This is a genomic window from Staphylococcus coagulans (genome assembly GCF_022557135.1).
GTDB classification, from domain to species: domain Bacteria; phylum Bacillota; class Bacilli; order Staphylococcales; family Staphylococcaceae; genus Staphylococcus; species Staphylococcus coagulans.
In genome coordinates this window covers 952,057-966,084 of sequence record NZ_CP092966.1, presented here as the reverse complement: position 1 = coordinate 966,084, position 14,028 = coordinate 952,057, and the positions used below count along the sequence as shown (strand labels likewise).

Sequence of the window (14,028 nt, the reverse complement as noted above, 5' to 3'; positions counted from 1 at the left end):
TTGGCGCTTCCTTTTGATATAAAACTTCTTATCGAATGACTTTGCTTTCCTAGGGGACAGCCTCAGCCTGTAGTCTTCAGCTCGCCCTGTTTCCTCAAGAGTCTCATCATAACGTTAATTTTGATAAATATGAATTTGAGGCGATTTATCATCTTTTGTTTTTGAAATAAGTGCGCGGGATTCACTTCCATCTTTAATATGAATTTCGTAATTATCGACTGCTTTGAAGTCTTTTTCCGCCAATTGTGTTACATATTGTGTAATACCAATTAACTCAGCCTTGCCATAATAGTCAATAGGTAAATCCACTACAAGTTTTTTTACTTTTTTATGTTTAAATTCTGCTTTACCAACTGCCTGTGTAAAGTTAGAAAAATAAGATTGTAGACTATTGTTAAAGTCTTTGAAGTTCGCATTTAAATTTTCATTTAAATCTTCAGCATCCCCTGAAGGTAGTAAAACAGTTTTTTGATCTAATTTTTGCCATTCAGATAATTTAGAGCCATTTTCTTCTGAAGTGGCATAACTTACAAAATGGCCGGGTATAATATCTTCTTGTCCAGACTGGATGTAAACAGCAAATGTAATTGGTATATCTTTCAAGTCTTCATTTTCTCTCAGTCTTGATAGAATTTCCTCCGCCATTTCTTGACCTTTTTCTTTAACTTCTTTTTTGTCTAACTTTTCATTGTAGGTCTCACCATATTTTTCTTTTTGATAGTAATAAATACTATTCATCGCAAGACCAATAGTCATACCTTTAATATTATTTCCTTTTGTATCGCCATTATCATAATAATCTTGCTCTAGGATGTTAGAGAGATATGCTGGTGAATTTTTAGCGATTTTTTCTTCATCTGTTTCGCCATTTACTGAAGGGTTTAAACCTAAGTTTTCAGTCGCGTTTTTCTCTTTCTTTTCTTTATCACTCATTTTATCCAATTCTTTTTTTGTATATTTAGGCTTAAGATAGGCTTTAATGGTATCTTTGTCTAAATATTGACCATCTTGATAAAGATAATCATCAGTCGGATAGACCGTTTTACTAATATCAAGCAGACCATCTTCAAAATTTTCTCCATTATAACTATTCGCCATATTTTCTTGAATAAGACCACGCGCTTGACTTTCTTTAAAAGGAAGGATTGTTCGGTAATCGTCTCCTTGAACATCTTTATCAGTCGCAATTTGTTTCACTTTATTACGATCTTGTTGTTGAGATTCGGTGTTTTGCTTTGAAGATTTGGAATCTTTATCATTAACAGGTGAACACGCTGTTAACACGAGCGATAAACCTAAAACAAGCACAATTGACTTTTTCATCGCCTAACTCCTTACGCTTTAATTTCGGATTGTTTCTCTATAAAATCTTGTTCCGTCCACACCATTGTACCAAGTGATTCTGCTTTTGTTAATTTTGATCCTGCATCTTCACCTACAATAACTAAATCTGTTGATTTTGTGACACTACTTGTAACTTTTGCACCTTGTAATTTCAACCAATTAGAAGCTTCCGTTCTCGTCATTTGTTGTAACTTACCTGTGAGAACAATCGTTTTACCTGCAAACTCAGGATGGCCCTCGATTTCAGATAGTTTTTGTCCTTTAAAAGTCATGTTCACATCTTTTGCCTTTAACTTTTCAATGAGCGCACGAATATCATCATTTTCTAAGTAAGTAATCAAGGACTGTGCTAATTTTTCACCCACATCATAAATTGCAACAAGTTCTGCTTCTGTTGCTTTAAATAATCGGTCCATCGTTTCATATTTTTCTGCAATGACTTGACTCGCCTTTACACCTAAATGACGAATACCTAAACCAAACAATAAATGTTCTAACGACTGTGCTTTTGATTTTTCAATCGCATTGAGTAAATTTTGCGCTTTCTTTTCACCCATTCGTTCTAATGGCAATAAATCTTCTTTTGTCAGATAAAAAATATCACCTACGTCTTTGATAAGTTGTTGCTCATACAGTTGCTCAATAATTTTCGTACCAAGACCATCGATATTCATCGCTTGTCTTGATACAAAATGAATTAACCCTTCAACGAGTTGTGCTTGACATTTAGGGTTAATACAACGCAATGCAACTTCACCTTCTATGCGCACTAATTCGTGACCACAACTTGGACAATGTGTTGGCATATGGTACTTAACTACACCATCTGTCCGTCTATCCAATATGACACGCACTACTTCAGGGATAATATCTCCTGCTTTTTTCACAACAACACTGTCACCGATACGTATATCTTTTTCATGAATTAAATCTTCATTATGCAAAGAGGCTCTTGAAACAGTTGTTCCGGCCACACGTACTGGCTCTAAAATAGCCGTTGGTGTCACTACACCTGTTCGACCAATACTCAACTCAATATCTAATAAGTCCGTGATGACTTCTTCAGCCGGAAATTTATAAGCAATCGCCCATCTTGGAGATTTTTGAGTAAAGCCCATTTCCTCTTGGTAATCAATGTTATTAACTTTGATAACGATGCCATCGATATCGTAAGCTAACTGCTCACGCTGTTCTGTCCAATAATGAATATAATCAATGACCTCTTGCATTGTCCCTTTTTTACGTCGCTCTGGATTTGTTTTAAAACCGAGAGTATCCAGTTCATCTAGCGCTTCACTTTGGGTCGTAGCATCTAATTCTGTAAAGTCATTGATGCTGTACAAGAAAATATCTAATTTTCTTGCAGCTGCTAATTTTGAATCTAACTGACGTAAAGAGCCCGCAGCTGCATTTCGTGGATTGGCAAATGGTTGCTCACCACGTTCCGATTTAGCATCGTTAAGCTTCAGGAAAGATTTTCGTGGCATATAAGCTTCCCCTCTAACTTCAAAAGAGATATTCTTTTTTAAAGTTAAGGGAATGGCTTGAATCGTTTTTAAATTCTCTGTAATGTCTTCACCAGTGGTACCGTCGCCTCGCGTTAATCCTTGAACAAATTTACCATTTACATATTTCAAGGAAACCGCTAAACCGTCGATTTTCAACTCGCACATATATTCCACTTCTCCGACAGCATCTCTCACACGTTGATCAAACTTTTTTAAGTCTATTTCGTTAAATGCGTTCGATAAGCTCAGCATTGGCGTATCATGACGAACTTTTTCAAATGATGACTGTGCTTGCCCCCCTACTCTGACAGTAGGTGAATCAGAAGTTTTTAGTTCAGGATGATTTTCTTCAATATCAATAAGCTCATGCAACAATTTATCATATTCACTGTCAGGGACACTTGGGCTATCTTGAACATGATATTCATAGTTATACTGATGTAGCAATCGGTGCAAAGTTTCAACACGTTGCTTTAGTTCTTTCATCCCTTAATCCTCCTTTTTAGAAATCGGTGCAAATTGTGCTAACAAACGTTTAGGCCCTTCAGATTTAAAAATAATGTCCAATTCAACCGAACCATTTTTATTATTTACGTTGGACACCATGCCTTCACCCCAAGTTTTGTGCGTCACTTTATCCCCTACTTTCCAATCTGATGAAACGGCAGATTGGTTACGATTTTGAACTGTACGCTGGCTAAATCCACGTTTAACTGGCTTTTTATGTGATCCTATTGTTGTAGATTGACGTTGTTCAGGAAGATTCAACAGGGATTCTGGGATTTCGTTCAAAAAACGAGATCTAGGATTGGATTGTGGTCGTCCATATAACGTCCGAGATGAAGCATGGGATAAATACAACTCTTCTTCAGCTCGCGTGATGGCCACATAACTGATTCTTCGTTCTTCTTCCATTTCATGATCATCTTCACTTTTGATTGCACGTATATGTGGAAATATTGACTCTTCCATCCCAATAATAAATACAACTGGGAACTCTAATCCTTTCGCTGAGTGCATAGTCATCAAAGTAACGCCATCTTCTAAGTTGGCTTCATCCACATCTGCAACCAATGATAAATCTGTTAAAAAGTTAATTAATGATTGCTCTTCTAACGGTGTATTTTCTTCATAATCATGAGGAACAGACATAAATTCATCGATGTTTTCCAATCGACTTCTCGCTTCTAACGTTTGTTCACGTTCCAACATTTCACGATATCCAGATTTTTCAAGCACTTCTTCAACTAATTCACTAATCTCAAGAAACTCTTGCTCTTTCATTAAATGACTCATCAGTTCATAAAATGTTGCAGCAGCTTGAGTCACTTTTTTAGATAAACCGATAAAATCAACCTCCGCAAGCGCTTCAAACATACTCATATCATTTTGAGCTGCATAAGTGGCAATTTTTTCAACAGACGATGGGCCAATCCCTCTTTTTGGCACGTTAATAATGCGCTGTAAACTGATATCATCAGCACTATTTGCGATAAGACGTAAATAACTTAAAAGATCTTTGATTTCTTTACGATCATAGAACTTTTGTCCCCCCACCATGACATAAGGTACATTAGATTTCATAAACGTTTCTTCAAGCACACGTGATTGAGCGTTTGTGCGGTATAAAACTGCGATATCTTTATAATGTTTCCCTTTCTTCTGTTGTTTTAATATCTCTCTGACGACAAATTCTGTCTCGTCTCTTTCACTTACCGCTTCGTAGTAATGAATTTTTTCGCCTTCTTGATTGGCTGTCCACAAGCCTTTAGGTTTACGCTCAGTGTTGTTTCGGATCACTTCATTAGCTGCAGTTAAGATGGTTTTAGTAGAACGATAATTTTGTTCAAGATAAATTGTGCGTGCATTTGGGTAATCTTCTTCAAATGATAAAATATTTTGTATATCTGCACCACGCCAACCATAAATGGATTGATCTGAATCACCCACGACACATAAATTTTTAAACTTTTGCGCAATTAAATTCACTAAAGTATATTGCGCTTTATTTGTATCTTGATACTCATCTACATGTATATATTGGAATTTGTTTTGATAATAGTCTAATACATCAGGAACGCGCTCAAATAATTTAATTGTTGTCATAATTAAATCATCAAAATCTAACGCTTGATTTCGAATCAGTTGCTTTTGATAACCTTCATAGACCGTAGCGACCATTCGACTATAAAAATCATTCGCCTCTTCCATCGCATGTGCAGGTGTTTTTAATTCGTTTTTTAATTGGCTAATCGCACCAATAAACATACGTGGCTCATACTTTTTAGGATCAATATTATTCACCTTCAACACATCTTTTATGACTGATTTTTGATCAGTAGGATCAATGATTGTAAAATTTCGTTCAATCCCTATTCGATCTGCATCTCGGCGTAAAATACGCACACACATCGAGTGAAAAGTGGACATCCAAATCACTTCTGCTGCTTCTCCCACTAACGCTTGAACACGTTCTTTCATTTCTTTTGCTGCTTTATTTGTAAATGTGATGGCTAAAATGTGATAAGGAGATACATCTTTTTCATCTAGTAAATAAGCAATGCGGTGTGTTAAAACACGTGTTTTGCCTGATCCCGCACCTGCCATAATTAAAAGCGGTCCTTCTGTCGTTCTTACCGCTTCACTCTGTTCTTTATTCATATTCTTTACGAGTGGATTCATTATGTTCTCTCCTTTATTTTAGTCGTTTTAATAGCTGCTTTAATATCTTCATAGATGACATTACCCACTATAATTGTATCTGCAATCGCTGCCATTTCCTTCGCTTTTTCAAAATTGGTAATCCCACCACCGTAAAAGAGTTGGGTATGCTCTAATTCATCTTTGGCAGCTTGTACCATTTCAGGTTCACCATATTGACCGCTATATTCGATATAAAGGATAGGTAACCGGTACAGTTTTTCAGCCATCTGTGCATACGCAATAACGTCGTCTTCATCTAAGTTTGCCGATGCTTGCGTATGTCGACTCACTTGACTATTCGGATTTAACACAACATAACCCTCAAAAATCAATTCATCAAAATTAATCATATGACCATATGCCTTTAAGGCACGATGTAGCAAGCCGTTATGAAATGTTACATCGTTACTGTTCAAAACAGTAGGTATAAAATAAAAATCAAACCCTGGCATCGTGCTCTCAAGATTTGAAATTTCTAATGCTAATGGTAATGGATAACGGCGCACACGACTCATCAAATGTATGACATTATCTTCTGTCACTTGGTCCGTGCCACCTATCATAATTGCGTCTGTATTAGACATACAAATCATCTCTAAATCTTCATCTGAAATTTCTTTCGCTGGATCAAGTTTAAAAATGTGACGCCATTCTTTTATATCATACATGAACCTGACTCCTTTATTTTTCGTAACTTATATTATAGCACTTTTGACTATTGATATCTAAAGTTCATCACCTTTTCAATATAGTTTTTCGATTCATTTTTTGAACCTTTTTTAAATGGAGAAAAGCTCATCGATATATGTCTTCTTAATGGCACATTATCCTCATGGCACTATTCATAAAAAGCGAGACCGTATACGATGAACAATACGATCTCGTTTATCAAAAATAGAATGAATGCTTCTCTACAAAATATAATGCACACTTAAAAATACTCCTTACAACTTCCATGAATGGAAATGCTGTAAGGAGCATGATTAATATAGTGTTTTAGTGCTTTACATTTCTGTTTCAATGTTCATACGCTCTAATATCATTGTATAGGCATCATTGCCCCACTGTAAAGAGCGCTTCACACGTGAAATTGTAGCTGTTGAAGCACCAGATTCTTTTTCAATTGTTGCATAGGTATAACCTTGCTTAATCATTTTGGCAACTTGAAGTCTTTGAGATAAAGATTGTAACTCATTGACAGTACATAAATCGTCGAAAAATTGATAACATTCTTCTCGTGTTTCTAATGTCAAAATCGCATCAAACAACTCATCTAATGCTTTTCCACGTAATTTTTCAATTTGCATGCAAACAGCCCCTATTTATATAATCTAACACTACTTAACCAATTAAATCGTTTTTGAGCCATCTATTTACTCTAAGCCGACTCTTTTAAATATTGTATCAACTTGATTGAGGTGATGTCTAGGGTCAAAGCAAGCATCTAAAGCTTCTTTTGATAACTTGTCAGTAATTCGCGTATCTGCTTCTACAAGTTCTCTAAATGGTGTTTTTGTTTCCCATGATTCCATCGCTTTTGGTTGAACAAGGTCATAAGCTTCTTCACGAACCATCCCTTTATCAATTAAAGCTAAAAGGACGCGTTGTGAGTAGATTAAACCGAATGTTTTATTCATATTTGCAGTCATATTTTCTTCATATACTGTTAATCGGTCAATAATGTTTGCAAAACGATTTAAGGCATAGTCCAATGCTATTGTAACATCTGGTAACATAATGCGCTCAGCTGAAGAGTGAGAAATATCGCGTTCATGCCATAATGCTACGTTTTCGTATGCAGTCGTTAAATAACCACGAATGACACGTGCTATACCAGTGATGTTTTCAGAGCCGATTGGATTACGTTTATGCGGCATTGCAGAAGAACCTTTTTGACCTTTTGCAAAAGATTCTTCAACCTCACGTGTTTCTGTTTTTTGTAGGTTACGCACTTCGACAGCAAATTTTTCAAGAGAAGTTGCAATTAAACTTAATGTCGCAATATAGTATGCGTGACGATCTCGTTGCAATGTTTGTGTAGAGATTGGCGCTGTTCCAATTCCTAAATGTTTACAAACATATGCTTCAATTTCAGGTGGGATATTCGCAAAAGTACCGACTGCACCACTCATTTTACCGACTTCTATTTCTGTTCTTACACGTTTGAAGCGTTCTAGGTTGCGCTCCATTTCCGCATACCATAGCGCCATTTTCAAACCAAATGTAGTCGGTTCTGCATGAACGCCGTGCGTACGTCCCATCATCAAAGTCGTTTTATATTTTTTAGCTTTAGCTGCTAAAATTTCAATAAAACGTTCCAAGTCCTTTTCGATAATGTCATTCGCTTGCTTGATTTGATAGCTTAATGCTGTATCAACCACGTCAGTTGAAGTTAGACCATAATGAACCCATTTGCGTTCTTCACCCAAAGTTTCTGAAACTTGTCTTGTAAAAGCAACGACATCATGGCGTGTTTCTTGCTCAATTTCTTTTGCTCTTTCAACATCTACACGTGCATGTTGACGAATTTTTTTAACTTCATCTTTTGGAATGTAACCCAGTTCGCTCCATGCTTCACTAGCAAGAATTTCAACTTCTAACCATGCTTCATAACGGTTTTGATCAGTCCAAATTTGAGCCATTTCTTCTCTTGAATAACGTTCAATCATCTTATATAAACTCCAATCTTCTAATTTAGTTTCATTATATCAGAACTAAAAATCATGTACATTATCTATTCAAACAAATTTATCGTTCGTAATCAAGTGTAAATATAGCTAATTTTACATTACATCGATGCTTAAAACACCTAATTCACGAACTATAAAGATTTTCTAATTATAAATGTACGCTTTCAACCTCAGATAGATCACCAGATGTTTCAGATTTAGGGCGTGAATCAAAAGGTTCTTTTGCTTTCAAAAAGCTTATTATGACTTCATTCCTGATAAATAGGCACATAGTCAGCAAAGAAAAATGAGTCGAGACGACATCACATCTCAACTCATTTTCTTACCTGTAAATTCTATTTCTTGTCTTAATACTTCGATCTCACCATTTGCATTTTCTTTAAATACAGGCTTTTCAAAACGCTTAACCGGCATATAGCCAGCTGCCCTCATTCTAGCTAAACAATCTTGAATCGTTTCATCCGCTTCCACTTTAAATTTCATCTGTATCATACGCCTTTACTTTTTTACTTCTAACACCTTTAACCCAAAATCCACCATGGATATTACGTGGCTCATACGCAATAATAAATGCTTTGGGATCCAATTGTTTAATGGTATCCATCAGTTTCAATTCATAGCGACGTGGCGTTAAAATTTGCATAACTAAGCGGTCGCCATCACGACCATGTGCACCAAAATGCGTAACGCCATAACCTAAATCACGGAGTTGTCTTGGTAAATCTAACTCATAATCTGCTGTTGTCACATTCACTACAGAATAGCCAAGTGCCAACTTTTCTTCGATTTTCATACCAACGATAATACCAACAGAAAAACCAAGTGCATAAGCAATCACGTTTTGAAATTGATCTAAATTTGACATCACCATTCCTAAACCAATGACATAAACAAGTACTTCCACAAAGCTGACAACAGCTGCGATATAACGATAACCTTTAAGTGTTAATATCATTCGCATTGTTAATGCTGTCACATATGCGACGTTGATGGCAAATATCGAAATGAGCATCATCCAAGGATTATCATTGATTACACTCATACGCAACCTCTTTTCATAATAAAATCTAGCTCATTGTATCAAGTTCACATTATTTTGTCATTACATTTATTTAGGCCACGTATAGCGTGTGTAAGCCAGTTCACGTTTATGTGCATTTTTTATATAATGTTGTTCAATGATAGCCGCTTCTTCGGGGCGAATTGTTTTTCCTTCTAAATAATCATCGATAGCTTGATAAGTAACACCCAGTGCCTCTTCATCTGGCAATTGTGGTTTATCATCTTCTAAATCTGCTGTCGGCTGCTTTTCATATAAATGTGCTGGAGCGTTCAGATACGCTAATAGCTGTCGCCCTTGTCGTTTATTAAGACCGAATAGCGGTGCAATATCAGCTGCACCATCACCATGTTTTGTAAAAAAGCCAGTAATATTTTCAGCAGAGTGGTCTGTACCGACGACAATACCGGATAAATTCGCAGCAATCGCATACTGCGCTTTCATACGTTCGCGCGCTTTTTCATTTCCTTTTTGAAAATCAGTCAAATCGATACCAGCTTGTTTTAACGTTTCAACACTTTGATCAACAGCTGGCTTAATATTCACAGTGATAATACGGTCAGGTGCAATAAAGTTGAGCGCATCTTCAACTTCATCGGCATCTTTTTGAACACCATACGGTAGTTTCACTGCAACAAATTGAATATCTCTTCCAGAGTTTGCTCTCATTTCTTCTGCTACAAGTTGAAGAAGTTTTCCAGTTAATGTAGAATCTTGCCCGCCAGAGATTCCTAATACTAAAGTACGCACAAAAGGATGTGATTTCACATATTGTTCTATGAAATGTTTAATTTTCTTAATCGTTTCAGCACTATCAATGACAGGTTTCACCTTCATTTCATCTACAATGATAGACTGCATTTTACTCATAGTCATAACGGTCTTCCATCTCCTTAACATTTTCAGCCACTTCAAATATACGTTTTTGCTTATTTTCCCAACATAACGTACTTAAATCAACTGGATATTCTTCAGGATTTAAATAGCGTTTGTTTTCTTCCCATAGATAATTTAAATTGTTTTTCAAATAAGCTTTTGCTTCTAATTCTGACGGGCAGTCATAGACAAGTTGCCCTTCTTCAAATATATCATGGTGCAAATCAATCGCTTTAAAATGCTTAATACGCTTCATTTTATAAGTATGAATAGGATGAAACATTTTAAGCCGTTCTTCTTGATTTGGGTCTTCGTTGTCTAAAGTAATATAATCCCCTTCAGATTTGTTGTTTTTCGTATTAATGATACGATAAACTTTCTTTTTGCCTGGCGTCGTCACTTTTTCAGCATTGTTTGATAATTTGATGCGATCCACAAGTTGACCATTGGCATCTTCAACCGCAACCATTTTATAAACTGCGCCTAAAGCAGGTTGTTGGTAACCCGTAATTAATTTTGTACCAACACCCCAAGAATCTACTTCAGCACCTTGAGCTTTTAAACTGGCAATCGTTTGCTCATCTAGGTCATTTGAAGCAATTATTTTAGCATCCTTAAAACCAGCTTCATCAAGCATTTTACGGGCTTCTTTCGATAAATAAGCAATGTCGCCAGAATCCAGTCGAATACCGATAAAGTTAATTTGATCACCGAGTTCCTTAGCGACTCTAATTGCATTCGGTACGCCAGATTTCAACGTATGAAATGTATCAACGAGAAAGACACAATTTTTATGTCTTTCAGCGTATTTCTTGAATGCTGTATATTCATCGCCATAAGTTTGTACAAATGCATGGGCGTGTGTACCAGAGACCGGTATATTAAATAATTTTCCTGCACGAACATTACTTGTTGAATCAAAACCGCCAATAATAGCAGCTCTTGCACCCCAAACAGCAGCATCAAATTCATGCGCACGTCTAGTCCCAAATTCCATTAAAACATCGTCGACTGCAACTTGTTTAATTAAACTTGCTTTAGAAGCGATTAACGTTTGGAAATTGATAATATTTAATAGCGCAGTTTCAATAAGTTGCGCTTGAATGAGAGGTGCTTCTATACGCATGAGGGGTTCATTACTAAAACAGAGTTCACCCTCTTGCATTGAACGGATATTACCCGTAAACCTTACTTCTTTTAAATAGCTCAAAAAGTCATCTTGATAACCAATGGACTTTAAATAAGTAATATCTGATTCAGAAAAATGTAAGTTTTCTATGAATTCAATGACACGACGTAACCCATTAAAAACAGCATAGCCACTCCCAAATGGCATATTTCTAAAATATAAATCAAAAACTGCTTTACGTTCATGAATGCCATCAAACCAATAAGACTCTGCCATATTGATTTGATACAAATCGTTGTGCAACATTAAACTATCATCTTTATATTGATACATGATGTTACTCCCACTTCTCCTTTAACAATCGTTTTTATCATACCTATAATATCACACAATATCGTGGGATTCTTTATTCGACACTGCAATTCTGTGGAATTTTGTCTGTTTAAGCGGTTGGGACATCCATTAAAAAATATATCACTTTCGCATCATTTAATTAATGAACGTGGTCAGATGCGTGCTCATACAATAGGTTTAATTAAATAGTTAAGGAAATCTGCTTGTTATGGGCATTGGGCGTATTGTATTCAAATTAAAAGTTCGACAAGTTCGAACCTGATTCAAAAGCATGATAAAGTGAGGGAGTAAGAACCATATTATCAACTAATGACGTTCAACTGATACAAAATTGTGACAATTCAGCTAAACGTGTCACGACGGCATATAAATTCATTATAATATCCATTGAGGTGGGCATATGTTAAAAGAAGCACAAGCATTTATAAAACAAATGTATGAAGAATTAAATTTACCAATACAAGCGCGTGATCGCCGTTTAGAGGAAATTGCATTATCCATTTATGAGACAGGGACTTATACACATACTTCAGAAGAATTAACATATGGTGCCCGTGTGGCATGGCGTAACTCAAATCGTTGTATCGGTCGTCTTTTTTGGGAGAGTTTAATCGTTGAAGACGCGCGTCATATTAAAGATGAAGCATCATTTATAGATTCGATTTGCTCGCACATTTCTACAGCAACGAATCATGGCCGCATTAAACCTTATATTACAATTTATGCGCAATCTGACGTTGAAGGACCAAAAATATTTAATAATCAATTGATTCGTTATGCGGGCTACGAAGAAAAGGGAGACCCCTCTGAAAAAGAAATGACACAACTCGCCCAACATCTTGGATGGTCAGATGAACATACAGATTTCGATGTATTACCTTTAATGTATCAATTACCGGGTCAAAAAATTAAATATTATGAATATCCTAGTGACTTAATCCTAGAGGTTCCTATTAGTCATGCGCAATTCCCTAAAGTTTCTGAGTTAGGTATAAAATGGTATGCGGTGCCGATTATTTCAAATATGGATCTAAAAATTGGCGGGATTACTTATCCAACTGCGCCATTTAATGGTTGGTATATGGTGAATGAAATTGCAGTTAGAAATTTCACAGACAGTTACCGTTATGACTTATTAGAAAAATTTGCTACAGCAATGGGATTTTCTAATTTACGAAACACTTCATTTAATAAAGATCGGGTGTTAGTTGAAATCAATGATGCTGTCTACCAATCTTTTAAAAATGCAGGCGTTTCTATGGTTGACCATTTAACTGCAGCTAAGCAATTTGAAAAATTTGAACAAGCCGAACAACAACAAGGACGAACTGTAACAGGAAAATGGTCATGGTTAGCACCCCCATTATCTCCAACTTTAACTTCAAATTATCATCATGGTTATCAAAATGAGATTAGAGTCCCTAACTTTTTTTATAAAAAATCGTCATCATCTGGGTGTCCATTTCACTAAATTCGTGTACAATAAAGTACAAATATCGGTAAGGGAATGATTGCATGACACTTTATTATTTAGGTCCTAAAGGGACATTTTCCTATTTAGCCGCACTCAAATTGATGGCTCAATCACAACAAGACGACTGTTTAGCTGAAAAAGATAATTTATATGAGGTCATGACTTCTCTACAAAAAGAAACAACGGCAACTGCCATTGTCCCAATAGAAAATTCGATAGAAGGAACAATCAATATCATTGCAGATATATTAACCGATTATCCCTTTGTCGTCGTGGATGAAATTTTGTTAGATATTGCGTTTGCTTTATATGGATTACCTGAGCAATCGCTTGCGGATATTACTAAAGTTTATTCGATTAGTCCAGCGATAAGTCAAACGCAAAAATTTATCCATGCGCATCAATTTGATTATGATTATACGCCGAGTACAGTCGCTTCACTGAAAGAAATCAATGCAACGACCGGGGCGATTGCGCCTATTGGAAGCGGGGAAATGTATGGTTATCATGCCCTTCAAACGCATATCGAAGACTATCCACATAATATGACGCGCTTCCTTGTCCTCAAACATGCATCTGAAGTGGCGCACCAGTCAGGTAAAGATTGGTTACTTGTCATTACACCTACTGAAGACAAACCAGGACTTCTTGCAAATATTTTAAATACTTTTGCGATGTTCCAGGTCAACTTAAAATGGGTAGAATCTCGACCTTTAAAAACTAAGCTCGGTATGTATCGCTTTTTTGTACAAGCCGAGTGTCCTAATGATGAAGTTGTCAATAAAATCACAACTATCTTAAAAACACTCGACTTTGAACTGAAAAACTTGGGTCGGTTCAATTAATCTCTTTATTTTTTCCTTTTCATACCACATCAAATGACGTAATTG

Annotated in this window: 12 protein-coding genes; 2 read left to right on the top strand and 10 right to left on the bottom strand. The window is 36.1% G+C overall.

Annotation, left to right across the window (positions count from 1 at the left end; genetic code table 11):
• Nucleotides 1–114: 114 nt before the first annotated feature.
• From KM149_RS04410 to KM149_RS04365, 10 genes are all read right to left on the bottom strand, one after another.
• Nucleotides 115–1,323, bottom strand: coding sequence for a CamS family sex pheromone protein (locus KM149_RS04410; RefSeq protein WP_050330529.1), 1,209 nt, complete (start codon nt 1,321–1,323; stop codon nt 115–117).
• Nucleotides 1,324–1,334: 11 nt separating this feature from the next.
• On the bottom strand, nt 1,335–3,338 hold the full coding sequence (ligA, locus tag KM149_RS04405; protein WP_165546008.1) for an NAD-dependent DNA ligase LigA: 2,004 nt from the start codon (nt 3,336–3,338) through the stop codon (nt 1,335–1,337).
• A gap of 3 nt (nt 3,339–3,341) precedes the next feature.
• On the bottom strand, nt 3,342–5,534 hold the full coding sequence (gene pcrA, locus KM149_RS04400; protein WP_165546007.1) for a DNA helicase PcrA: 2,193 nt from the start codon (nt 5,532–5,534) through the stop codon (nt 3,342–3,344).
• Nucleotides 5,534–6,223: a heptaprenylglyceryl phosphate synthase gene (gene pcrB / locus KM149_RS04395; protein ID WP_165546006.1), complete on the bottom strand. Its 690-nt coding sequence runs from the start codon at nt 6,221–6,223 to the stop codon at nt 5,534–5,536. Before pcrB ends, pcrA begins: the two co-directional genes overlap by 1 nt.
• Nucleotides 6,224–6,559: 336 nt before the next feature.
• The gene (locus KM149_RS04390) at nt 6,560–6,862 is read right to left on the bottom strand and encodes a YerC/YecD family TrpR-related protein (protein ID WP_016425534.1); all 303 of its coding nucleotides are present in this window, start codon (nt 6,860–6,862) and stop codon (nt 6,560–6,562) included.
• Nucleotides 6,863–6,928: 66 nt separating this feature from the next.
• The gene (gene purB / locus KM149_RS04385; protein ID WP_016425535.1) at nt 6,929–8,224 is read right to left on the bottom strand and encodes an adenylosuccinate lyase; all 1,296 of its coding nucleotides are present in this window, start codon (nt 8,222–8,224) and stop codon (nt 6,929–6,931) included.
• Between the two features lie 330 nt (nt 8,225–8,554).
• Nucleotides 8,555–8,728 (bottom strand): NETI motif-containing protein, encoded by a 174-nt coding sequence (locus KM149_RS04380; RefSeq protein WP_082165719.1) that lies wholly within the window; start codon nt 8,726–8,728, stop codon nt 8,555–8,557.
• Nucleotides 8,718–9,287, bottom strand: coding sequence for a DUF2179 domain-containing protein (locus KM149_RS04375; RefSeq protein ID WP_016425537.1), 570 nt, complete (start codon nt 9,285–9,287; stop codon nt 8,718–8,720). Before KM149_RS04375 ends, KM149_RS04380 begins: the two co-directional genes overlap by 11 nt.
• 66 nt (nt 9,288–9,353) lie before the next feature.
• A complete protein-coding gene (nadE, locus tag KM149_RS04370) occupies nt 9,354–10,175 on the bottom strand; it encodes an NAD(+) synthase (RefSeq protein WP_050331945.1) in 822 nt (273 codons plus the stop codon).
• Complete coding sequence (locus KM149_RS04365; RefSeq protein ID WP_214971742.1) at nt 10,168–11,643, bottom strand: nicotinate phosphoribosyltransferase; 1,476 nt, start codon at nt 11,641–11,643, stop codon at nt 10,168–10,170. The genes nadE and KM149_RS04365 overlap by 8 nt, the downstream gene beginning before the upstream one ends.
• Before the next feature lie 421 nt (nt 11,644–12,064).
• On the opposite strand from KM149_RS04365, the gene KM149_RS04360 reads away from it, so the two are divergent.
• Both KM149_RS04360 and KM149_RS04355 read left to right on the top strand, forming a co-directional pair.
• Nucleotides 12,065–13,135, top strand: a complete 1,071-nt coding sequence (locus KM149_RS04360; protein WP_241415553.1) for a nitric oxide synthase oxygenase — start codon at nt 12,065–12,067, stop codon at nt 13,133–13,135.
• A gap of 44 nt (nt 13,136–13,179) precedes the next feature.
• The gene (locus tag KM149_RS04355) at nt 13,180–13,983 is read left to right on the top strand and encodes a prephenate dehydratase (RefSeq protein ID WP_103356067.1); all 804 of its coding nucleotides are present in this window, start codon (nt 13,180–13,182) and stop codon (nt 13,981–13,983) included.
• The last annotated feature ends 45 nt before the right edge of the window (nt 13,984–14,028 follow it).

Coding starts and splice junctions, on each gene's coding strand:
- KM149_RS04410 (WP_050330529.1), bottom strand. CDS start 1,323: ATGAAAAAGTCAATTGTGCTTGTTTTAGGTTTATCGCTCGTGTTAACA.
- ligA (WP_165546008.1), bottom strand. CDS start 3,338: ATGAAAGAACTAAAGCAACGTGTTGAAACTTTGCACCGATTGCTACAT.
- pcrA (WP_165546007.1), bottom strand. CDS start 5,534: ATGAATCCACTCGTAAAGAATATGAATAAAGAACAGAGTGAAGCGGTA.
- pcrB (WP_165546006.1), bottom strand. CDS start 6,223: ATGTATGATATAAAAGAATGGCGTCACATTTTTAAACTTGATCCAGCG.
- KM149_RS04390 (WP_016425534.1), bottom strand. CDS start 6,862: ATGCAAATTGAAAAATTACGTGGAAAAGCATTAGATGAGTTGTTTGAT.
- purB (WP_016425535.1), bottom strand. CDS start 8,224: ATGATTGAACGTTATTCAAGAGAAGAAATGGCTCAAATTTGGACTGAT.
- KM149_RS04380 (WP_082165719.1), bottom strand. CDS start 8,728: ATGAAATTTAAAGTGGAAGCGGATGAAACGATTCAAGATTGTTTAGCT.
- KM149_RS04375 (WP_016425537.1), bottom strand. CDS start 9,287: ATGAGTGTAATCAATGATAATCCTTGGATGATGCTCATTTCGATATTT.
- nadE (WP_050331945.1), bottom strand. CDS start 10,175: ATGAGTAAAATGCAGTCTATCATTGTAGATGAAATGAAGGTGAAACCT.
- KM149_RS04365 (WP_214971742.1), bottom strand. CDS start 11,643: ATGTATCAATATAAAGATGATAGTTTAATGTTGCACAACGATTTGTAT.
- KM149_RS04360 (WP_241415553.1), top strand. CDS start 12,065: ATGTTAAAAGAAGCACAAGCATTTATAAAACAAATGTATGAAGAATTA.
- KM149_RS04355 (WP_103356067.1), top strand. CDS start 13,180: ATGACACTTTATTATTTAGGTCCTAAAGGGACATTTTCCTATTTAGCC.